Raw genomic sequence first — 22,509 nt, forward strand, 5'->3', positions numbered from 1 at the left:
GCCGCGTCGTCGCCGGGCCGGATTCTCTCGAGGCGGACATCGGTCCCCTTGCCTGGATACAGGCAGCGGCCACATCTTTTCAGAGTTGGCGTCCCGGTCGCAGCCCGCCGGCGCCGCGTCCCTGGTGCGGGGACTGTCTGGTTTAGGCATTGCCGCCATGTGAAGCGGGGTCGCCGCGCGCTCGCCCGAAGCGGACCCTGGCCGCACGACAACATCGGTTGTATTGAATGCATGGGGGCATTCCATGATCGTGCTGGCTCGTGCGTGGCGTACCCGGCCCGGATTTCCGGTGCTCGCGGCTCTCGTCCTCCTTCTTCTGATCTCCTCGGCCGCATTCGGGCCGCCACCCGCCCAGGCCGCACCGGCCCGGCCGGCGCCTGTTGCGCCACCCGGCCCGGGACCCGTCGACCGCCCACTGCCCGCTGACACCGTCGCCAACCATGGGCTGAAGCCCGGCGCGCGGCCACCTGTCGTGCCACCCGGCCTGAAAGCGGCCGGCGCACAGCGGAAGATCTCGCCGAGCGCGCTGGCGGAGGCGCGTGACGAGCCACCCACTTCGGACGATGGGGCGACCAACGTATTGCTGCGCCCCGGTTTCGCCTTCGAGGACACCTCGCTGGTGGTCTACTTCGACGCCGCTGCGCCGGGGGTCTCGAGCTGGACCTCCTGGAAGGCCACCGTCTACGACCCGGAATCGGGAACCGCCCAGGAATCCGTGGCGCTCACCGCGGCCGACGTGTCGACCTGCACCAAGCCCCGCAAGTACTGCAAGACCTTCGGGGCCGACCAGGGCTGGGTGCTGACCGGCGACCACCCGTACTTCGTGACCGTATCGGTGACGCTCGCCGACGGGACCGTCGCCTTGTCCGGGCCGTCCGGCAACGCCAAGGCCCGCAAGACGGCGAATCCTCCGGCGGTCCCCGCCCAGCAGGCGGCCGGCTGCGGCTGCGGCAACGCGCTCGCACCGACCACCATCGGGCAGGCGCTCCGCGGCGCCGGGGTGAGCACCGGCACCGGCGCGTTCAGCCTGGCCTGGACCGACCTGCAGATGGCGGGGTACGGCGTGCCGTTCCAGGCCACCCGCAAGTACTCCTCGGCCAGCCCGACCGCCGGCTCGATGGGCATCGGCTGGTCCTGGACCTACGACCTGAAGGTGATCCCGCCGGCCGCCGGCGAAACCGCCGTGACGGTCCGCGCCGAGGACGGCGCGCAGGTCGTCTACCAGGCGGCGGCCGACGGCGCCTACACACGGCCGCCGGGCGTGCGCTCGCAGCTGCGTTCGGCCGCGGACGGCTGGACGCTGACCACGCCCGCCCAGACGGTCTACACCTTTGATGCGAGCGGGCGGCTCACGGCGATCCGGGACCCGCGCGGCGCCGGCCCGACCCTGACCTACACGGCGACGGCCTGGACGATCACCGACCCGACCGGCCGCAAGGTCACCGTCGAGGTGGGCTCCGACGGTCTCGTTCGTAAGATCACGCTGCCGGACGGCCGGTTCACCAAGTACGCCTACAGCAACAGGCTGCTCGTCTCGGCGACCGACGCCGAGGGCGCGACCTGGACCTTCGGCTACAGCGGCGGCCTGCTCGCCAAGGTCGTCGACCCGCGGGGCCGGGCTCAGGCCACCAACACCTACGTGGCCGGCCGGGTGGTCAAGCAGGTCGACGCGGCCGGCGCGGTCACCACGTTCGACTGGAACGCAGCCGAGCAGGAGGCCACCACCGTCGACGCCGACGGCGTGCACTACTTCGACGGCTACCGCGGCAACGTGCTGGTCTACTCGCAGAACGGCAACGGGGACACCGTCAACCACCGGTACGACGAGCAGATCGACCCGAACCTGCTGGTCGACGCGCAGGGCAACCAGACCGCGAGCGTGTACGACGGTTCCGGCAACCTCACCTCGATGGCCGCACCCGACCCGTTCTCCTACGCGGTCAGCAACACCTACGACGCGCGCAACAACCTGACCTCGCACACCGACGCGCTCGGGCACACCGCCCGGTTCGGCTACTCGGCCTTCGACGAGCTGGTCAGCATCACCGACGCCGGCGGCGACCAGACGGTGCTCAAGACCGACGAGCACGGCCTGGTGACCGAGCTGATCGATCCGCGCGGCAAGGTCACCAAGATGGCGTACGACGCCGCCGGCAATCTGATCTCGCAGGTCACGCCGCTCGGTGAGAAGAACGTCCTGGCCTACGACAAGACCGGCCGGCTGATCAGGTCGACCAACCCGCGCGGGTTCAGCACCGGTTACGGCTACGACAAGCTGGACCGGCTGCGCCAGTACCAGGAACCGGCCAAGGACCGGCCGTTCGAGTACGTCTACGACGAGGTCGGGCAGCTCACCAAGACGATCGACCCGGTGAAGAACACGCACTCCTTCACCTATTTCACCGTCACCGGCCGAACCGCCACCGAGACCGACGCGAACGGGAACACGACCAGCACCGCGTACACCAAGGCCGGCCGGCGGGCGTCGATCACCGACCCGTCGGGGGCGAAGACCACCTTCGGATACGACAACCGGGGCAACCTGTCGACCGTGGTGTCGCCGCGCGGCAACGTCAAGGGCGCCAACCCGGCGAACTTCACCACCACCTACACCTACGACTTCAACAGCAACCGGGTCCGGGTCACCCACCCCTACCCGAGCGGCGGGTTCGTCAGCCAGGACACCAGGTTCGACGAGCTGAACCGCGCGGTGGCGAGCATCGACCCGTTCGGGCAGCAGAGCACGACGAACTACGACGACAACGGCAACGTGCTCTCCACAGTGGATCCGCTCGGCCAGGAGACGACGTTCGACTACGACGTCAACGGCCGGCCGAAGGCGGTCACCACCCCGGCCGGCGGCGGCACCACGACCGAGTTCGACCCGGCCGGCAACCCGGTCAAGCAGACCGCGCCGGACGGTGGGGTGACCACGTTGGCGTACAACGACAACGGTGACCTGATCTCGGTGACCGACCCGCGGGGCAACGTCGCGGGCGCCGAGCCGAAGGACTACACGTCCACCTACGCCTACGACGCCACCCGGAACCTGACGGCGATCACCGATCAGCTGGGCGGCCGGACCGCGTTCACCTACGACGCGTCCGACCGGGTCACGGCGGCCACCGACGCGCTCAAGCACACCACCACCTACCGCTACGACGACGCCGACCGGATGACCCGGATCGTCGCCGCCGACTCGGGCGTGTTCGCCGGGCCCAGCCTGGACACCTCGGACCGCCAGGTGACCGCGTACGCCTACGACGGGGCCGGGCACGTGGTCAAGCGGACCGACCCGAACGGCAACGTCCGTTCGTACGACTACGACAAGGTGGGCCGGCTCGCCTCGGTGACCGACGCGCTCGGCCGGCAGACCGCGTACACCTATGACGCCGAGGACAACCTGCAGAAGGTCGTCACACCCGGCGAGCACGACGACGCCGCCGCGCGCAGCATCGTCAACACGTACGACATCCTCGGCCGGCACGTCGGCCAGGACCTCGGGGCCGGCTCGCTGATCTACGCCTGGGGCTATGACGCCAAGAACCGGATCACCAGCCTCGCCGACCAGGCTGGGCTGCGGACCCAGCGGTACGACGCGGCGGGGCGGCTCACCTCGATCGGCCGTGGCGACGGGCAGAACTTCAGCTACGGCTACGACGCGAACGGCAACGTCACCTCGCGGACCTGGCCGGACGGCACCAAGGTCGGCGCGGCGTACGACACCTCGGACCGGATGGTCTCGCTGACCGCACAGGGCGGCGCGGCGGGCACGGCGGCGGCGGAGTACGCCTTCGCCTACGACATCTCCGGGCGGATCTCCCGGACCACCTATCCGGGCGGCACCGCGGTCACCGACCGGGCGTACGACCGCGCGGGCCGGCTGTCCGACCTCAACAGCCACGACGCCGACGGGGTGATCGCCCGGTTCCAGGCCGACCGGGACGCCAACGGCAATCCGACGGCGGTCACCACCACCCGGGGCGACCGCAGCCAGCGGGTCGGGTACAGCTACGACGTGACCGACCGGTTGACGGCCGCCTGTGTCGGGGACGGGTGTGCCACCGGGAAGACCGAGTACGCGTACGACCAGGTCGGCAACCGGCTCAGCCAGAAGGTCGTGGCGGGTGACGAGACGGTGTCGACGAAGTACCGGTACGACGCGGCGGACCAGCTGACCAAGGCGACGCTGACCACGCCGCAGCGCATCGCCACCACCGAGTACGAGTACGACCCGTCCGGCAACCAGGTCAAAGCCGGAGCGGACAGGTTCACCTACAACCTGGACCACACCCTCGCCTCCGCGACCGTGGGCGCGGTGCGGACCAGCTACACGTACGACGCGCAGGGCGTCCAGCTCTCCGCGGTGTCGAACCTGGCCGACGGGGTGCAGAGCCGCAGCTGGCAGAACGACCACAACTCCACGCTGCCCCGGCTGAGCATGGAACGGACCGAGACGACCACCAGCGGCTCGGCCCGGGGCTTCCTGACCGGCCCGTCCGGCACCCCGATCGGGCTGATGAACGGCGGGAAGGTCGACTCCTTCGTGCCGGACTTCCTCGGCGGCGTGGCGGACGTGGTCTCCACCAGCGGCGACTCGAAGGCGTCCTACGACTACGACCCCTTCGGCAATGCGCGCACCAACGGCACGGCGACCGGCTCCCCGTCGGTCGACAACCCGATCGGGTTCACCGGCTACTACCAGGACTCGACGCTCGGTGACCGGTACTCGACCCTGGCCCGCGCCTACGACCCGGCGACCGGCCGGTTCGGTGGCGTGGACCCGGCGGCCTCGCCGCTGAACTCGCCGGCGTCCAGCAGCTACGCCTACGTGGGCAACAAGCCGACGACCTACACCGACCCGTCCGGGGCGGTGGTCTGCTCCGGGAGGGGCGGGAACAACGATCACGGCGACGCGGTCGAGCTGTCCCTGCGCCAGCTCGATGTCCAGTACGGGCCGTTCAACGTGTACGGGGAGTGCCCGGAGCACCGCCGTACCCTGCATGGTGTCCCCGGCTCGGTGCCGGCGCCGGGCCGCAAGGCCAGCCCGTCCAACTACTACTGCTTCGCCACGACCGAGCCGAACTCGTGCGTGGACGTCCTGGTCTCCACCCCGGCCGCGACCTATCTGTACGAGGTCAAGCCGGGCACCGACCAGCAGTACGAGTACGGTCCGGACAACGGCAAGAAGGGCGTGAACAACGCTTCGCAGGTGCAGCGGTATCTCTGGGCGCTCGCCTACGCCGGGTATCCCAACCCGGCGGCCGGGCCGGACATCGTGCCGGACGCCCGGACCTACGAGGACGGCAGCATCCTGACCATCTTCGCGGGTTCGGACTGGAGCCAGTACGCCCCGAAGGGGGCCCGCCAGGCGGACAACAGCTCGGGGATCATCTACTACCACCGCACGAAGCCGCCGAAGGTGCCGACCGGTCCGCCCTCGAACCCGAAGCGGCCGCCGAACACCGGGCAGAACGAGGAGCCCAAGCAGGAGCCGACGAAGGTACCCACCCAGGGGCCGGTCAGCGATCCGGGCGTGGTCAGCAGCGGCGTGGTCGAGGACGTGATCCTCGTGGCCGCGGTGGTTGTGGCCGTGGTGGTCGTGGTGGTGTTCTGGCCCGAGATCGTCGCAGCGACCGCGATCGGAGGTCTGATCGGCTGGGCGACCAGCTGAGCCGATGATCGGTGCTGGGCCCCGGGCGTGGGATCGCCCGGGGCCCCACTTCTGCGAGAGGATGACCGGATGGACCCCGACGAGATGCGGGCGCGGGAACGGGCCGCCGATCCGCTGTACGACCAGCGCGCCGAAATGCCCAGCCACGAGTTCGACGGCGTCCACCGCTTCGTCGGCGAGCCCCGCCGCTCGCCGGCGCCCCGCCCGTCCGTGCTGGCCTACTTCGACTCGCTGCTGACCCTCGCGGCCTTCGCCGACCGGATCGACGAGGTGACCGCCGGGATGGCGGCGGCGGTGGCCGACACCAGCGCGCTGCCGGTGACGATCCGGCAGGTCGCGTGGTCCACCGCCGGATCGGGGGAGCAGCGCGACTGGAGCCCGGCGGCCCGGGAGGCGCTGCTGGCCGCCCTGCGGTCCGGGCGGCCGGATGTCTTCACCGTGAACCTCGGCACCCGCGACGACGACAAGCGCTGGCATTTCGAGGCGTGGCGCGACCCGTTCCAGCCGGCAGCGGCCCTGAGCCTGTCGCTGACGCCGGTCGGGGAGTTGTGGGAGCCGGACGAGACCGACGACGCCGCCGAACGGGTGGCCGAGCTCCTGCTGGCGTGGCAGCAGCCGCTGGAGCTGTGCACCGGCGGGGTCACCTACGACCGCACCGGGCCGCACCTGTCGCCGTGGGACGCCTGGTACACCATGGACCACCGGACCTCGGCGACGCTGACCCGGCAGCGGGTGCGCGGCTACTACTGGTGGAATCTGCTGACCGGCGGCCACCTGGCCCGGCTCGGTGGCCCGGAAGCCTTCAGCGCGCGGGCCGCGGCACTGGGTCTCGCCGTGCTGCCGGCCGGACCGGCGACTGTGCTGCGCTTCCCGGGGCCGATCACGGCGTTCGCCGACGACCGGCTGGCGGCGGTCAAGGAGGTGCTCACGCCGGTGCTGATCCCGCGCCGCTACACCGTCTACTCCGGATACCCGCTGCGCATGATCCCCGACCCCGGGACGGCCTTCCGTCAAGTGCCGCCGGGTGATCCTTACCCGCGCCTGACCGCCGGCGGCGGCCCGATGCCCGCCCCGGAGGACTGAGGCTCACGGGCCGTGAGCGCCAGGCCGTCCAGCGGTCCCGGTTGGCCGAACAGGAAACCTTGACCGAGCGGGCAGCCCAGCTCGATCAGCATTTCCGCCTGGGTCGGATCCTCGACGCCCTCGGCCACCGCGGTCAGCCCGATCGCGTGGAACAGTTGCCACAGTGTGCCCACGATCCGCAGGGCCGCCGGGTCGCGGGTGATGTCCTGCACGTACGTGCGGTCGATCTTGACGATGTCGGCGGGGAAGCGGTGCAGGTATCGCAGCGACGCATACCCGGTCCCGAAGTCGTCGATCGCCACCCGCACGCCGGTGGCTCGCAGCTGCACCAGCGTGCCGATCACCTCGGACTCGTCGGCCAGCGCGTTCTCGGTGATCTCGAGGACGAGTTGCTGCGGTCGTAGCCCGCTCTCGGCCAGCGTGGCCGCCACCCGGCCGCAGAACTGCGGGCTGAGCATCTGCAGCGGCGAGACGTTGACCGACAGGTACGCCTCAGCAGCACCGGGCCAGGCCGCGAACTCCGCGCACGCCCGCCGCAGGACGAACATCCCGAGCTCGCCGATCAGTGCGGCCCGCTCAGCCACCGGGATGAACAGGTCCGGTGCCACCGAGCCCAGGACGGGATGGTCCCAGCGGGCCAGCGCCTCCACTCCGACGACCCGGCGATCACCGATCCCGACGATCGGCTGATAGGCGACGTGCAACGCCTCGTCGGTCAGCGCCTGGTGCAGCTCGGCGCGCCACATCAGCTCGCGGTCGAAGTCGTGTCGCATGGACGGTGTGAACAAGGCGTACCTGTTCTTGCCCTGCGCCTTGGCCGCGTACATCGCCAGGTCGACGTTCTTGCGCAGGTCCTCGGGACGCGTGGGGCGGCCGTCGCTGATCGCGATGCCGACACTGGCGCTGACCCGAACGGTGCGAGCGCCCACCTGGAGCGGTTCGCCCAGCATGGTCAGCAGGCGCTGCGCCTGCGCCGGCAGCCCGTCGACCCGGAAGGTGAGCACGGCGAACTCGTCACCGCCGAGCCGGACGACGGTGTCCGGCTGCGCGAAGCAGCTCTGCAGACGGTCGGCGACCGCGCGCAGCACGGCGTCGCCGGCGTCGTGGCCGAGCGAGTCGTTGATCACCTTGAAGTCGTCGAGGTCGAGATATACGACCGCGGTCGGTGTGGCCGAGGTCAGCGCGCTCTGCAGCTTCTCGGTGAACAGCCCGCGGTTGCCCAGCCCGGTGAGCGGGTCGTGGTACGCCTGATGCTGCAGCCGTCTCGCGAGTCTCGAGTTGTGCAGCAGCGTGGACAGCTGCCGCAGCAGGATCATGATGAGCCCGGCCAGCAGCGGCAGCGCCTCGGCCGCGTCCACCTGACCGCCGGTCAGGACCTGCCCGGCGCTGACGCAGCCGGCCAGCCCGAACGGCAGGTACGGCAGCATGATCTGCCATCGGGTCATCACGCCGTCGCCGTCGAACACCATCGGCCGCCGGGTCGCCGCCCAGCCGGCTGCTCCGAAGGCCGCGAAGCAGATGAAGAAGCCGGCGTCCGAGGCCTGCCCGGTGGCGTACGTGCCGGCCGAGGTGTCCAGCGCGAACATCACGTCCGAGGTCGCCATCCCAACCAGACCCAGCACCAGCAGCAAGCCGACGCCACGCCCACCGCGCCGCATCCGGCCGGCCACCAGCACCGCCATGGTGGCCAGCACGATGTCGCCGACCGGATAGGCCAGCGAGACCACGAACGCGAACGCCGAGTCGCCGCCGGCCTGCCAGACCGACCGTACGGTGACCACCCAGCCCACCACGAACAGCGCGCATCCGGCGATCAGGCCGTCGAGCAGCACGGTGAGGCGCGAGCCGGCCGACGCCCAGCCTGAAACCAGCATCAGCCCGGCCGTGCCGAACAGCGGGAACAGGAGGTAGCCGGCGTCGGCGGGCGAGGGGAACAGCACCTCGGCGTGGACGACCAGCTCACTCCACGACCAGTAGAAGTTGCCCAGACCCCAGCACAAGCAACCGGCTGCGAGCAGCACCCAGCCACCGCGCACCATGCCGGTGGCGCGGCGCGCCGCCGTGCCGCAGAGGGCGGCCGCCAGGCAGGCGAGCGTGCTGCTGGCCAGCTGCGTGTACGGGGCGAAGGGTCCGCCGGACAGCACGATGACGGGCACGCCGGTCGCCAGGCACAACGCGACCAGCGCGATCATCTGCCGCTGTCGACCCATCACGGGTGATTCATCGGCCACCGGGTCGATGACATGAGCCGGGGCGAGCACGACCCGAGCCGGTGGCGACCCGCGTGTGCCAGTCTGGTGCGATGGGAGACGACAAGCAGTGGCCGCGGCTGCGGGTGGGGGACTGGACCGAAACCCGGGACACCCTGCACATGTGGCTGCAGATCGTCGGGAAGATCCGGATGGCGCACGCGCCCGCGGTCAACCACTGGTGGCACGTCACGCTGTACCCGAGCGCTCGCGGGCTGACCACGTCGCTGGTGCCGTACCGGGACGGCGGGTTCGAGATCGAGTTCGACTTCCTCGACCACCAGCTGCACCTGCGCACCACCGACGGCCGACACCGGGCCGTCGCCTTGGAGCCGAAATCCGTCGCCGTGTTCTTCCGCCAGACCATGGCCGCGCTGGCCGAGCTGGACGTGGCGACGACCATCCACGCCGTGCCCAACGAGGTCGAGCGGGCCATCCCGTTCGCCGAGGACGAGATGCACGACGCGTACGACCGGGAGGCCGCGCAGCTGTTCTGGCGGCAGTTGCTGCGGGCCGAGGAGGTCCTGGGACGGTTCCGCTCCGGGTTCGTCGGCAAGGCGAGCCCGGTGCACTTCTTCTGGGGCGCGATGGACCTGGCGTACACGCGTTTCTCCGGCCGGATCGCCCCGCCGCACCCGGGCGGTGCGCCGAACTGCCCGCCGTCGGTGATGCGGGAGGGCTACTCGCACGAGCTGGCCAGCTTCGGCTTCTGGCCCGGCGGCGGCGAGGAGGGCGCCTTCTACTCGTACGCCTACGTCGAGCCCGCCGGTTACGCCGAGCGACCGGTCCGGCCGGAGGCCGCGTACTACGACCGCGACCTGCGGGAGCTGCTGCTGCCGTACGAGGCCGTGGCCGGTGCGAAGGACCCGGATGCGGTGCTCACCGAGTTCCTGCGTTCCTCCTACGAGGCCGCCGCCGACCTCGGCGGCTGGGACCGCCGGGCGCTCGACGGCCCTTGACCGGCCAACCTCGATACTACGGTTGCCGATATATAACGGCCGCTGTAGCGTGACGGCATGCAGGAACCAACATTTCTCATCCTCACCGCGCTCGCGGCCCAGCCGCTGCACGGATACGGGATCGTCCAGGCGGTGTCGGCGCTGTCCGCCGGCGAGGTGACGTTGCGGCCGGGCACCCTCTACGGGGCGCTCGACCGGCTCGACCAGCAGGGTCTGATCGCGGTGGACCGGGAGGAGCCGGTCGACGGCCGGCTGCGTCGCTACTACCGGCTCAGCGACGGCGGTGCCGCCGCCCTGGCCGAGCAGGCCGAGCGCCTGCGCCGCCGGGTGGCCGCCGCCGACGAGCAGCTGCGCCTGCGTCCCGGGATCGCCGGGGGTGCCGCGTGAGCAGTGTCGACGGCTACGGGCACCTGCTGTCCGCGTACCCGGCTCGGCTCCGCCGCACCTACGGCCCGGAGCTGGTCGCGACCATGGTCGAGATGGCCCCGGGCGGCCGCCCCGGCCGCCGGGAGCAGTTGCGGCTGGTGGCCGACGGTCTGCGCGAGCGGTTCCGCCCGCCCGTGCGCCGCCCCTTCGCGCTGGTGCTGGCCGTGCTGGCCCTGCTGATCGGCGGTGCCCTGGGTGCGGCCGTCGGATCGTGGGCCGGCACCTTCGGATACCCGGCGCTGCCGGACGCCCAGCGGATCCTGCCGGCGGGTGAGATCCATGCCGATCGCACGAGCCGCTACGTGTTCGCGGGGGAGACCCTCCAGGACGGCGCGGCGGTTCGACGGGCGGTCGAGGACAGCCATCGGCAGCTGGTCGCCGAGGGCTGGCAGGCCACCCCGGTGCATCTCGGCGGCCTGGTCACCGGTTACAGCTACACCGCGACCAAGGACGGCGTACGGTTCGATGTCCACTCGGCGTCCGATCCCGCCCAGGGCGCGGTCTACATCGGCGTCAGCGGTTGGCCGCTGCGGCCCGCCGCCTACCTGCCGCTGACCATCGCCGGCATCCTGCTGGGCATGCTGGCCGGCTGGCTGATCGGCGTCGCCCTGACCCATCGGATCCGGGTCGCCCGGCGCCCGATGACCAGCGCGATCCTCGCGGTGACCGGCCTGGCCCTCGCGATCCCGTCCGCGGCCGGCTTCGTCGTCTCGCTGATGAGCTACCTGACCGCCGTCGAGCCGACGCCGATCAGCGGCGCGATGATGCACGAGGAGGGCTTCTCCTTCGGGCCGACCGCGGAAACCCTGCTCGGGCTGCGCGTTTCGGAGTGGCCGCTCGTCTCGGTCCAGAGCCTGCAGCTGCTGTGGATCTGGGGCTTCGCGGTGGTCGCGGTGGCCGCCGTGCTCGCCCGCCGGGGCGTCGAACGGGAAAAGCTGGTGCCCACGGCCGGGTGATGCTCGAAAGCGGAGCAACCGGACGGGCGACGGCCGTGAGACCGTTCCGGAATGATCACAGTCCCGGCGGGCAGCACGCTCCTGCTGCGCTGCCCAGGAGAGCAGCCGCTGGCGTTGATCGTGCTGGCCGAGGTGAGCGCGGATTTCGTCGCCGAGCTGCCACCGATCGCGGTGCTCAGCCCCGACGGCCCGGGCGTCCGCCGCTTCGGCGTCCTCGAGCTGGTCAGCAACGCCGGCGTCACCTGGGTCGAGGCGGAGCTGCGCGACGGCATTCTCACGCATTCCGGCGAAGCACCCACCGACGTGGTCCAGCGCCGCGGTGCCGCGCGGCGCCCCGGCGCGTACGCCGCCACCGGCACCGCCCAGCTCGACTCCGAGCCGGGCCGGCGGCTGGTGGCGGTGTCGGGCCAGGTCGAGGACGTGTCCACCAGCGGCCTGCTGCTGCGCGCGACGCCCGCCGACAGCGTTCACCTGCCGCCCGGCATCGTCCGGAGTCTGCTGCACATCAGCATGCCGTGGGGCGACATGGCGGCCACGGTCGCGACGATCGACCAGCGGGCCGACCAGCTGCGGGGCACGTACGAATGGATGTCCCCGGCCGATGAGGCGGCCCTGCGGGCTTTCTGTTCGGCCCGCTGAGAACAATGGCCCGCGCCGGTCGGCTCATGACGCCGCGTGCTCCCGGTTCACCGCGTCAAGCAGCAGCTTCGCGGCTGTTGCTGCTCCGTCGGGGCTGATGGTGTCAGCGACCGACTTCGCCCTTGCCCGGACATGAGGAGTGAGGGCTGTCCTGAGGGCCTCTGACATCGAGTCGACGGTCGGGGTCCGGCCGCCGTGTGCCGCTCCGATGCCCAGTTCCGCCACCCGCGCGGCCAGGTACGGCTGGTCCGCGATCAGGGGCACCACGATCTGGGGCACACCGGCCCGGGCGGCTGTTGTCGTGGTCCCGGCACCACCGTGGTGCACGACGGCGGCCACCCGCGGGAACAGCGCCTGCTGATTGACCTCTCCTACGGTGAAGCAGTCCTCCTGGTCGTCGATCGGGGTCAGGCCGGCCCAGCCCCGGCCGACCAGGACCCGGCGGCCGTGTGCGCGGCTCGCTTCGATGGTCACCCGAGCGATGTCTTTCGGGGCATAGGCGGCCATGCTGCCGAAGCCCACGTATACCGGTGGTGCGCCCGCTCCCAGGAAGGCCTCAAGATCGGCCGGCAGCGGGCGGTCGTCGGGCAGGATCCAGGCGCCGGTCTGCACCAGATCAAGCTCGGTCATCCCCTCCGACGGGCACAGGGCCGGGTCTGCCGCCAGCCACGGCTGGTCGGTGAAGACGTGGTCGCGGACGTTGTCCACCGGCGGCAGGCCGAGCGCAGCCCGATGGCTGTTGAGCGCCTCGCCGTAGAGGGCGTTCACCCGTTGAGCGTCCTGCTCCCACAGCGCCTGGAGGTCGGTCTCGTCCTGGGGGGACGGCGTGCCCGGCCGCGCGCCTGGAGGAAAGTGCCGCGAGGGCAGCCCGTAGGTGTGGAAGCAGGCGTACACGTAACGGATACCCAGCTTCTCGGCCACGTCGCGGACGCCGGCCGGCATCAGACCGGTGGCCAGCAGCGCATCGCTACCCTCGGCGGCTGCGGTGAGCGTCTCGAACCGCGCGGCGACCAGCTCGCGAGCGAGCCGGAAGGCGTCATCCGCCGTCGGGGGCTTTGTGCCGGCGACCACCGAACGCACCGTCGGGCCCAGCGGCACCAGCGGTACGCCGACCCGCGCCAGCAGGGCCGAGAAGTCTTCGTCGGGCGGCGCGGACACCACTGCCTCCGCGCCGATTTTCCGTAACGCCACCGCGAGGCCCACGAGCGGTTCGACATCCCCGCGGGATCCCCATGTCGACAACAAGACACGCATTCTTGTCTCCCATTCCTGCGCATTCCAGCTTCGGCCGACGATTCTGCGGCACGACCCGGACCTTGCCGCAAGCCCCCCTGTGCGCTATATTCTCGAAATGGCAAGAAGAATGGACTTCTTGCCATTTTTGTTGCCCGGCACGGGTGGCCGGCTCCGGCCCTCAGCGCAGCAGAACGGCGATCAGGTCGGCACCCAGCGCCGCCGTCACCGACAGGTCCAACTGATGGCTGACGTAGCGCCCGCGCCGCGTGGTCACGGTGAGGCCCGCTTTCTTGAGCACGGCCAGATGCCGCGAGACCTCCGGTGTGCTCAGATGCCACGCTTCCGCGAGCTCACCCGTGGTCCGAGGCCCACGCGCCAGAGTCCGGCAGAGCCTGAGCCGTACGGGATGGCCGAGCGCATCGATCCGCCGCTGCACCACGTCGAGCGGCACCGGTTCCTCAGCCGCGGTGGGGTACTGCACGACCGGACGGCGACCCCGCGCGTGCACGGCGAGCAGGTGCGGGCGGCCGAACGCCGTGGGGACGAAGGTCAGCCCGTCCTCGGCGCTGGTCCAGTTGTCCTGCAGCTTGTCCACCACGATGCGAGTCCCGGACAGCGTCAGCGCCGGGGACATCGCCGTGAGTGCTGCGCTCAGCCCCTGCTGCTCGTGCAGGTCGGCCATGCGCCGCGCGTCGACCGCGAGGGCGAAGGCGATCCGGCGCCACGCCTCACCGAAGAACTCCTCGACGCAGTCCTCCAGCAACCGTCGCACGCGTACCCGGACCGGGCCGGGATCGTCGAGCAGCTGTTCGGCGAAGGCGGCCTGGACCGGCCCGCGAGCCCGCGCCAGGTCTTTGAGCCGTTCCGGTTCGCTGCGGCGGAACGACAGCCGGGAGCACCCGCAGGTGGTGATGAGCGCGGCCGCCACGTAGTCCTCGTCGCTGAGCGCGTCGACGTCGTCGAGCTCCTCGGTGAGGGTCGGGCGCGGGTGGGCCGGCACCAGGAAGTCGGCGCGCGACGAGCTCCACAGAAACTCCGCCGCCAGCAGCCGGTCGGTGAACGACGGCTTGCACCCCGCGAGGACACCCGCGGCCCAGGGCTGCAACGCCGGGTGATGACCGGGCGCGGCCAGCACGTGCAGCATCGCGCCCAGCTCGGCCAGCGGCGACGCGGCGAAGCGCAGGCGCTCGGCGGGCAGGCCGGTGATGTCGATCGTCAGGGCCACGTCGCTATTGTGGCGCTGCTTGCGCCGTACGCCCGCAACAGTTGACGCAAACCGTCAATCCGCGGGCCACCGCGGGCCGCGAGGCCGACGCTCGTCGGCATGTTCTCGCGTCGCTTCGCGGTCGCCCTGGCGGTGGATGCCCTCGGCTCCGGCCTTCTGCGGCCTTTTCTTCTCCTGTACGGCCTCAGCGTGCTCCACCTGTCGGCCACCTCCGCCGGCCTGGCGCTGACCGCCGGCCTGCTCGTCGGACTCGCCGGCATCCCGCTGCTCGGCCGCTGGATCGACGCGGGCGGCCGCCGGGCCCCGATGGCGGCGACGATGCTGATCCGCGCTCTGGGCATCGTGGTGCTACTGCTGGGCCACGGCCTGCCCGGCTTCGTCGCGGCCGCGGTTCTGCTGGGCGCGGGCAACCAGGCACTGCCGACCGCCCAGGCGGCTCTGGTCACCGCCCTGACCGACGGCCCGGCGGACCGGGTGCTCGCCCTGGCCCGGACGATCCGCAACGCCGGGCTGGGACTGGGCGCGCTCATCGCTGTCATGGCCGCGGACTCGCTGCGCCTGCTCGCTGCCGTCAACGGCATCGGCTATCTCCTCGCCGGCGCGCTCATCCTCTCCCTGCCGCGCCCCGTCCCGACGCGGGCGCCGATCGAGGGCAGCACGGGCGTCGGGATCGGACCGTTGACGTGGGTGAACCTGCCCTACGCGCTGTGTTTCGGCGTACTGGAGGTTGCCCTTCCCGCACTCCTGATCACCCGGATGGACGCGCCCCCGGCCTGGTCGGCCGCATTGTTCGCGGGCAACACCGTGCTGGTCGTCGCGGTGCAGGTGCTGCTGGTCGTCCGACTGCGGCGGCTGCCCCGCCGCAGCGTCCTGGCGGCCGCGGGCGTGGTCCTCGCCGCGTCGTACCTCGGGTTCTGGGCGGCCGAACCGGCCGGCCCGGCGGCGATCGCCCTGGTCGCGGTGCTCTACACCCTCGGGGAGATCCTGTACGCGGGGAGCGGCACTGCGCTTGTCGCGGCTGCGGCACCACCGGATCTACTCGGTCGGGCCCTGGCCCGCTGGCAGCTCTCCACCGGGTTCGGCAACGCCGCCGCCCCGGCCGTGCTGACGACGCTGCTGGCGGCCGGCCCGGGCCTGCTGTGGGTGACGCTGGCCGGGACGACGCTGGCGGCCGCCGTCCGCCGCTGGGCACCGGCCGTCTGAGCCGGGTTGGCCCGTGCCGGGTGACGGCGGCGTGTTATCGCTCGCGACCTACTTCCAGAGGAACTCCAACCGCTCTGGATCGAACGGGACGTTCCCCCGCCGCGGGGCCCGGTGGACTACCACGTGGTGCAGCACCAGAGAGATCAGCTCGCGTTTCTCCCGGACTTCGGCGTCGGTCCACCAGGTAGCCAGCGCTGCGGGATCCGGTAGCTTCGCGAGTCGTTCGGCCTGCCTGGCGCGTTCCCGCAGAGCGTCCCGCTCCTGTTTTGTCCTGTCCCGGAGCCACTGCAGAGCTTGGGGACCCAGTTCGCCGCGGGCGTGTTCCGCGCCGGCCTCCCGCAGCCGATCATCGAGGTCCGTCAGCAGCTCGTCGAGATGAGCACCCGCGGCACCGGCCGAGCGTCTGAGCCGGCCCAGCACCGTCGGGGACGACAGGCGGGTGAGTGCGCGGGTGGCGACCACGGCCTCGACGGCCGGTCCAGAGATCCGCGTCCGCCCGCAACCGTAGGACGGGCCGCCGGAGCGGCAGATGTATCCGCGGGTGACCGACCCGGACGGCTGGGTGTACAACGTCTTCCCGCACGGGTACGGGTCGCCGGCGCGGTCGGCCTCGATCCCGGAGCCGCACACGAGCAGACCGCCCGACAGCAGATACTTCGGTTGGTTGTCGGCCGGACGCTTGGGGGCGGGGTCGCCGAGAAGTCGCACGAGCTGCTCGTGCTGCCGGCGGGTGATGATGGCCGGCCAGGGCGCCGCGACGAGCTCGCCCTGCGCCCGTCGCAGTCCGGCCAGCCGCGGATACCGCGCGAAGCGACGCAGCGCGCTCTCCGTCCATGCCGCACCCGTCACCGTCGGAACGCCTCGGTTCCGCAGGTCGGCGACGACGGCCCCGGCCTTCTTGCCGCCCAGCAGACCGTCGATGAGGGCGAGCCGGATCTCGGTGACCTCGGACGGCACCAAGTGACGCCCGGTGGCGTCATAGCCCCAGCTGCGCGTCACCGCACCTCCGGATATGTAGGGCCGCAGACCGAAGCGAGGCCAGTTTAAGGTTCAGCGGGCTGCTTCCGCCGACAGTGATGAGACTACGTAGCGTAGGCAAGTCGTCGATTCTGGTCTCCATGGAGCGACGGGGCCTGTCGTGACGAACTGCCCCCTCGGAGGGAACGCTAATATCCTCGGCACCAGTCACCGGTCTCCTGCGGCATACTCCGCCGGGGATGCGGCGCTGGTAACCGACGTACCTCTACTAAGATCAGATGGACCGAGCCGACCGTGGAATGGATCAGGACCCCACGACAATTCGGTGTATGGTCTGCGGCAACAATGAACGGAGAGCCCCGGCGGACGCCGCCGGGCTCACGTCGAAGAGGAGAGAAATTGCTTATCCCACTATTTCCGCGATCCAGGTCGGGCGCGAGGGACCCAGCGCATGAGAATGGGTCCGCGATCGTAGTTGCAGCTACGGCGGACCCATTCAACACCTGCACCCACCAGGCCGACGCTTGCGAACATCAGGACGGGAGTGTGAGGTGCCAGCCAGCATAGTCCACGCCGCAGCGCAGGCGACGTGCGCCCTGGCCGGCCAAGGTTCGGACCATCTGGGCAAGCTAGCGCTGGAGGTCATCGTCGCCGTGCTGATCGGCGGGGTCGCGCAGTATGTCGGGTGGCGCGCTCTCGGTGATCACTGGAAGGCCCTGCTCGTCAGCGTACCCACCGTGGTAGGTGCCATCTATCTGCTCCGGGACCTGTTCAATTGAAAATGCACAACAAATGCGGATGCCTCGAACCGGGGCATCCGCATTTATGTTCCGGCGAATGGGCGAAAGGGTCCGTTAGGAATTCTGTGCGAATTTACATTGTGGAGCGCATTGCATCTGTCTTGCGTCGCCTTTTCGGTACGGTCCGGTGTGTCTGCCGTTTGGTGAGGTCATCCTCGAGGTGCACCGCCGCTGCAACCTCACCTGCTTCCACTGCTACGTGAACGGTGATGGTCGAGGAAAGCGAACTTCACCGCCCACGGCGATATGCCGAGGGCGCTGCACGGCATCGGTGGCGTCGGCAAGTCTCAGATCGCCATCGAGTACGCGTACCGCTACCGCGCCGACTACGACGTGGTCTGGTGGATTCCCGCCGAGCATGACCCTGAGATCACGATGTCCCTCGTCGACCTCGTGAGCAGCGAGTCCGCGGACGTTCAGCGCCGCCGTGTGGTGCGCGCGCTGGTTCCTGATCTTTGACAACGCCGAGATCCTGAGCGAGTCACCAGGAATCCGACTGCTGCAGATCTGCTCGTTCTTCGCCGCCGAGCTCATCTTCCGTGAGCCGCCAGTCGGCGAGGTCGCGGTATGGATCGAGGTCGTCGAAGCGCACTGACAGGCTGGACCAAGCCCGCTGACCGGGTGCGATGTAGCGGTGTGACGATCTGACGGTGCGTCCCAGCGACGAGGACTTCGGCGCCCCCGTGGGACCGTAGCGAACCTGACGATGCGCCACTGCACGAACTCATGCAGATCAAGCTGGGTGGTCTGACGCAGCTGCGCTGACTGTGCAGTGGACGTCCCGGGTGCATCACGCGCCGTGGCGCGATAACCCCCGCCCGCTGGGCGGACTGATGCACGGCGTCTACGCGTTCTTCGGTTTCGCCGGGTTATGGCGCACCAGCGGCCGACAGAAGACCCGACGAAGTGGCCGCTCGCTCAGCCGAACAGCCAGGTGATCCGCCGCCGGCGTTCGACCGGCGCGCAGGGTGGCGGTGCGTACTTGGAGCACCTTCGACTTGCCCGACCCCGATGAGGTGACTAGGAGCGGCTCGAACCAGCAGCTATGACTACAGGCGGTAATTGACCGATCCAGCGACTCGCTCATGATTTATATGGCCACACTCCTCGCGGGCCAAGAGTCGGCTCAAGTCCACGAGATGATCAATGAGCCCTGTCGGCACCAGACGATGACTTCCGCTGACGCGACCGCCGCGATGGACAGCACGGCCGAGCCCAGCACGATGCGGCGCCGCGGGACCGGTGAGAACCCGCCGTTCTCGATGGGGGAGACGACCAGCGTTCCGCCACGATCGCCGGATACGGCGGCCAGACCCGCGCCGGCGTGGGCGAGCGTGACGGCCGTGATCGGCGTGGTGTGCCGCTCCGCGCGCGCCCCCAGCAGCTGAGGATCATCGTCGCCGAGACGCCAGAGGGCCAGCTCGCCGGCCGCATCGCCGGTGACCAGCAGATCACGCCCGCTGCCGTCGGCGGCGACGGCCGTCCGCGGGTCCGCGATGGTCAGCGGCCATCCCCGAGATCCGGACCACTCGTGCACGTCGCTCCACCGCCGCACCCACACCTTGCCGTCGGCGTCACCGCAGCTGACCACCGCTTCTCCGTCGGCCAGCCGACCGAGCGACAACGAGATCGGCTGCGTGATGCCGGTCGCGATCTGCGCGGTGGCTGTGTCCAGGTCATCGGCACTGTAGACGTCCAGCCGGCCGTCGCCGCGGATGGCGAGGACCTGCGTTTCGTCATCGACGGCGGCGACGGCGACGCCCCGGAACGGCCGTAGCGGAATGGGCCGCCGTCCGCCTGCCGTGCTGGTGGCGAGATCGCTGCGAAACTGGCGCCTGAGGCCCCGAGCGTCGACGGTTCCGGTTACCGGCGTACCGCGGATCGGCCTGGACGATCCGGGCGTCGGACCGGCGGCAATCAGGGCACGGCCCGGCCCCAGGAACCAACGTTGGGTGGTGGCATCCTCGCGGGTCACCACACTGACCGATGCCTCGCCGGGTGACGATCCCGCCAGATCGATGTCACGGACGTCCGCCGCCGGGTCGCTGCCGGCCGCCGATGGATCCCAGACCGCCACCTTGCCGTCGCGACCGCAGCTCACCGCCCGAGGGCCGGTCGTCCCGCGGATCATGGCGAGCGTGAGCACCTCGTCCTGGTGCAGGCGGCTCAAGCGTTGCCGGTGCAGCCCGGCGTGTTCATCACGGCTCCAGTACTGAACGACGCCGTCGTAGTCACCGAGCAGGAGCCCGCCCTGGTCGCCGGAGACGATCGACAACGACGAGATGCCGGCCGATCCGGCGTCCGTCACCGTCTTCAGCTCGCCGGTTGACGGGTCATAGAAGTGGACCTCACGACCGCCGGTGCCCAGGACGACCACCCCGGACCCTTCGTCGATGGCGATCGCGGTGACGGACCATCGGCCGATGCGGAACTCGTCGGCTCGAAAGCTGCCGCGCCCGTCCGGTCGTAACAGACGGACCCAGCCGTCCGAGGTGGCGGCTACGACGGTGACGGTGTCGTCGCGCAGGTGCACGGCGACATGCCGGGTATGAGCCCCCGTCGTCTCGGCCACCGTCGTGACTCCATCGGCGCTGAAACGCGTGAGCGATATGGCGCCTTGTTGATCGCAAGCGGCCACCAGCGCCCCGCCAGTTGTGGCGGTCACCGCGACATCGACGATCGAATGGTTGCCCGGCCGGTGGATGACCGGCGTCGGTGCCAGACCGGAATCCACCTGCCAGAACCGCATCTCACCGTCGTCGGCGGCGCTGACCAGCAGCTGAAGCCCATCCGAACCTCGTACGCCGGTCACCGCCGTGACCCGGCGCCGATGGGGATCGAGCTGCACCGCGGGCAGAGCGATACCGTCCATGATCTCGTGGAGCCACAGCGTGCCCTGCTGATCACCACTGACGAGGTACGCGGTGCCGTCCGCCGCTGACAGCAAATCCGCCGCCGTTGTGCGCCCGTCGAGCCGCGCGACGACATCGTGGTCATCCGGCGGGCGCCACTCGCCGCCGCGCGGCGACCAGGGCAACGTCAGACCACAGCTGCGGAAGATGTCACGCAGAGAGAGGTCGCCGATCTGCTGGGCGCTCAAGGCCAGGTAGGCCGCCCGCTCGTTCGGATCGATCGTCCCGACAGGCAACTGACGGTACACACGAGCGACCCTCTTGCCGTCATCCGTCCGTACGTGGCTCAACGCCCAGGTCAGGTTGGCCGGCTCGGCCGTAGCGACGAACTGAGCATCGCCCAGCAGGGCGTCGAGCTCGGCTCCGGCCGCCGCGTGCCGGGCGAGATAGGTGATCAGGTAGCGGTCCGCCGAAGACCAGCCGATGCCCCGGACCGATGTGGACATCCAGGCGGTGACCAACGCGCGTTCCGGTTCGATCGCCGGACATCGGCCGCGCAGATACTGGGCGAGTGCGTCGTGAAAAAGCCGGTAGGTCCGGACGCCGTCGCGTTCGGTGGTGACCAGGTAGGTGGCTGCTCGCTCGAGCAAGACGGACAGGTCCTGTAGCTGATAGTCGTCGCGCGACCGGCCGAGAGCCCGTGCGGCGACGACCCATAGTTCGTTGTCCGGTAGCCCGTCGCCCAACGCGAAGGCCAGCGGCGTGAGCAACTCCCGGATATAGCGCTCCTCGTCTCCGAACCGGGCGAGGTACTGGTCCATCGCGCTTTCGACGTCGACCGGAAACTCGGCCCACCACCGCCGTCGCCGGATGTCGACGCCCTCAGGCCTGTCGGCGAGGTTGCGACTCGCCATCTGGGCGACAAGGAAGTTGCCTCCGGCCCGGGTGACCACCGCCCGGGCGACCCGGCCGATGATGTCCGGGCCGGTGTAGGCGGTCGGGTGGTGGAAGTCTGTCTCCTCGAGCCGGCGCTGGACGTAATCGATCACGTCCTGGCGAACGAGGTAGGGAGCACGATCGACGGCCAGCGTGGTCTCCGGTGTCGCCGCCAGCGACAGCCGCACGACGTCGGCCAGCGAACTACCGGTCGGCGCTCGCCGGACACTCACCACCACCCGGGTGCCGCGGCGGTCCGGATCCAGACTCAGGCGGCGCAGCAGCAGCGCGATCGGCCTGATCTCGTCGGGGTCGGCCTCATCCAGCGCGTCGACGACGATGTTCAGCCCGGTGTCCATGGCGTGAACCGCGGCCACCAGGCGGCCGGCATCGTCGACCTCCAGCTGCGCCGCTTGCGCCACCGCCGTGACCACGTCCTTCATGGTTTTGCCGGTTGCCCGGACAGCCACATCGACCGACCCGGTCAACGCCTCGGTGCCAGGACCCCGGTAGCGCAGTGGCATCTGCTCCCGCAGCACCGGATCGGCCAGTACCAGCACGTGCGCAAGCAGCGCCGACTTGCCACTGCCGGGCTCACCGATGACGGTCAGTGGAGACCTTGGGGAGTTCTCAGCGGTCAGGTGGGCGGCGACACGCGCAACCGCAGCGCCGCGGCCGACGAATCTCCAGGCCGACCCGCCGGCATCGGGGTCGGCGCCGCGAGCCCGCGGCAGCCAGTAGATCGCGAGGTCGTCGTCCGCGGCAAGTGTCCACGGTCGTTGCGGGCGCGACGGCATCGATGCGGTGCTGGTCGCGACGGGCAACGCAACCGGTGCGTCGAGGACGTCGCCGACCATCTCGGCCAGGTCGGGGCGGTCGATGTCACGGAGGTTCTCGGCCAATTCGCCGAGCCTCTTCCGGGCTTCGAGCCACTTCCAGATCTCGTCTGCCTCACGGCCGGGAGGGAACCGGGCGAACTCGTACGTGGGGATGCCGATCAGAATCGCCAGATCGTTCCAGCTGGTATCGAGGCGTTGGACGAGCGCCAGCCTGACTCGGCGTACTTTCTCTGCCGTCATCACGATGAACCGACAGCCTTCCGGATCGGACGGGCAGGAAGTTCAGGATCCCATCGCAAGTCTGGCTCATCGCCGTCGGTGGTCGGTGTCCCGGTGGCCGCCCTGTCCAGTACGCGGCTGCGAACTCTTGGCAAGATCACCTCACTCACCCTGCGTAACGTTGCAGGCGCCGACAAAAGGCTCCGGCATCCAGACCCAGCGTATTCGTCATATG

Annotated in this window: 15 protein-coding genes; 10 read left to right on the forward strand and 5 right to left on the reverse strand. The window is 70.3% G+C overall.

Features of this window, described 5'->3' with window-relative positions:
* Positions 1-244 precede the first annotated feature (244 nt).
* Positions 245-5,674, forward strand: coding sequence for an RHS repeat-associated core domain-containing protein (locus ACQP2Y_RS14835; protein WP_433728396.1), 5,430 nt, complete (start codon positions 245-247; stop codon positions 5,672-5,674).
* 69 nt (positions 5,675-5,743) lie between these two features.
* Positions 5,744-6,757, forward strand: coding sequence for a hypothetical protein (locus ACQP2Y_RS14840; protein ID WP_433728398.1), 1,014 nt, complete (start codon positions 5,744-5,746; stop codon positions 6,755-6,757).
* On the opposite strand, the gene ACQP2Y_RS14845 is transcribed toward ACQP2Y_RS14840, so the two are convergent.
* A complete protein-coding gene (locus ACQP2Y_RS14845; protein ID WP_433731949.1) occupies positions 6,706-8,967 on the reverse strand; it encodes a putative bifunctional diguanylate cyclase/phosphodiesterase in 2,262 nt (753 codons plus the stop codon). The two genes, ACQP2Y_RS14840 and ACQP2Y_RS14845, sit on opposite strands and share 52 nt — an antisense overlap.
* Before the next feature lie 92 nt (positions 8,968-9,059).
* Here ACQP2Y_RS14845 and ACQP2Y_RS14850 point away from each other — a divergent pair, with 92 nt between their 5' ends.
* Genes ACQP2Y_RS14850 through ACQP2Y_RS14865 form a run of 4 tightly spaced genes read left to right on the forward strand, consistent with a single transcriptional unit; the run spans position 9,060 to position 11,986 of the window.
* Complete coding sequence (locus ACQP2Y_RS14850) at positions 9,060-9,965, forward strand: DUF5996 family protein (protein ID WP_433728400.1); 906 nt, start codon at positions 9,060-9,062, stop codon at positions 9,963-9,965.
* 57 nt (positions 9,966-10,022) lie between these two features.
* Positions 10,023-10,352, forward strand: coding sequence for a PadR family transcriptional regulator (locus ACQP2Y_RS14855; protein ID WP_433728403.1), 330 nt, complete (start codon positions 10,023-10,025; stop codon positions 10,350-10,352).
* Positions 10,349-11,347 carry a hypothetical protein gene (locus ACQP2Y_RS14860; protein ID WP_433728405.1) on the forward strand — a complete coding sequence of 333 codons (999 nt, stop codon included), beginning with the start codon at positions 10,349-10,351 and terminating at the stop codon, positions 11,345-11,347. Before ACQP2Y_RS14855 ends, ACQP2Y_RS14860 begins: the two co-directional genes overlap by 4 nt.
* A gap of 51 nt (positions 11,348-11,398) precedes the next feature.
* The gene (locus ACQP2Y_RS14865) at positions 11,399-11,986 is read left to right on the forward strand and encodes a hypothetical protein (protein WP_433728407.1); all 588 of its coding nucleotides are present in this window, start codon (positions 11,399-11,401) and stop codon (positions 11,984-11,986) included.
* 24 nt (positions 11,987-12,010) lie between these two features.
* Here ACQP2Y_RS14865 and ACQP2Y_RS14870 read toward each other — a convergent pair whose 3' ends face one another.
* The gene (locus ACQP2Y_RS14870; protein ID WP_433728409.1) at positions 12,011-13,144 is read right to left on the reverse strand and encodes a glycosyltransferase; all 1,134 of its coding nucleotides are present in this window, start codon (positions 13,142-13,144) and stop codon (positions 12,011-12,013) included.
* Positions 13,145-13,400: 256 nt separating this feature from the next.
* Positions 13,401-14,447, reverse strand: coding sequence for a DUF5937 family protein (locus ACQP2Y_RS14875; RefSeq protein ID WP_433728411.1), 1,047 nt, complete (start codon positions 14,445-14,447; stop codon positions 13,401-13,403).
* A gap of 99 nt (positions 14,448-14,546) precedes the next feature.
* On the opposite strand from ACQP2Y_RS14875, the gene ACQP2Y_RS14880 reads away from it, so the two are divergent.
* Positions 14,547-15,650 carry an MFS transporter gene (locus ACQP2Y_RS14880; RefSeq protein WP_433728413.1) on the forward strand — a complete coding sequence of 368 codons (1,104 nt, stop codon included), beginning with the start codon at positions 14,547-14,549 and terminating at the stop codon, positions 15,648-15,650.
* Between the two features lie 48 nt (positions 15,651-15,698).
* Here the strand turns inward: ACQP2Y_RS14880 and ACQP2Y_RS14885 are convergent, their stop codons facing one another.
* Complete coding sequence (locus tag ACQP2Y_RS14885) at positions 15,699-16,649, reverse strand: recombinase family protein (protein ID WP_433728415.1); 951 nt, start codon at positions 16,647-16,649, stop codon at positions 15,699-15,701.
* 530 nt (positions 16,650-17,179) lie between these two features.
* On the opposite strand from ACQP2Y_RS14885, the gene ACQP2Y_RS14890 reads away from it, so the two are divergent.
* The 3 genes from ACQP2Y_RS14890 (at position 17,180) to ACQP2Y_RS14900 (ending at position 18,366) form a co-directional block, all read left to right on the forward strand.
* Positions 17,180-17,407, forward strand: coding sequence for a hypothetical protein (locus tag ACQP2Y_RS14890; protein ID WP_433728417.1), 228 nt, complete (start codon positions 17,180-17,182; stop codon positions 17,405-17,407).
* Between the two features lie 267 nt (positions 17,408-17,674).
* Positions 17,675-17,887, forward strand: a complete 213-nt coding sequence (locus ACQP2Y_RS14895) for a hypothetical protein (protein ID WP_433728419.1) — start codon at positions 17,675-17,677, stop codon at positions 17,885-17,887.
* Between the two features lie 326 nt (positions 17,888-18,213).
* Positions 18,214-18,366 carry an aKG-HExxH-type peptide beta-hydroxylase gene (locus ACQP2Y_RS14900; protein ID WP_433731951.1) on the forward strand — a complete coding sequence of 51 codons (153 nt, stop codon included), beginning with the start codon at positions 18,214-18,216 and terminating at the stop codon, positions 18,364-18,366.
* Positions 18,367-18,554: 188 nt separating this feature from the next.
* On the opposite strand, the gene ACQP2Y_RS14905 is transcribed toward ACQP2Y_RS14900, so the two are convergent.
* The gene (locus ACQP2Y_RS14905) at positions 18,555-22,295 is read right to left on the reverse strand and encodes a hypothetical protein (protein ID WP_433728421.1); all 3,741 of its coding nucleotides are present in this window, start codon (positions 22,293-22,295) and stop codon (positions 18,555-18,557) included.
* Between the last annotated feature and the right edge of the window lie 214 nt (positions 22,296-22,509).

Origin of the sequence: Actinoplanes sp. CA-051413, assembly GCF_050955795.1 — a bacterium.
GTDB lineage: Bacteria > Actinomycetota > Actinomycetes > Mycobacteriales > Micromonosporaceae > Actinoplanes.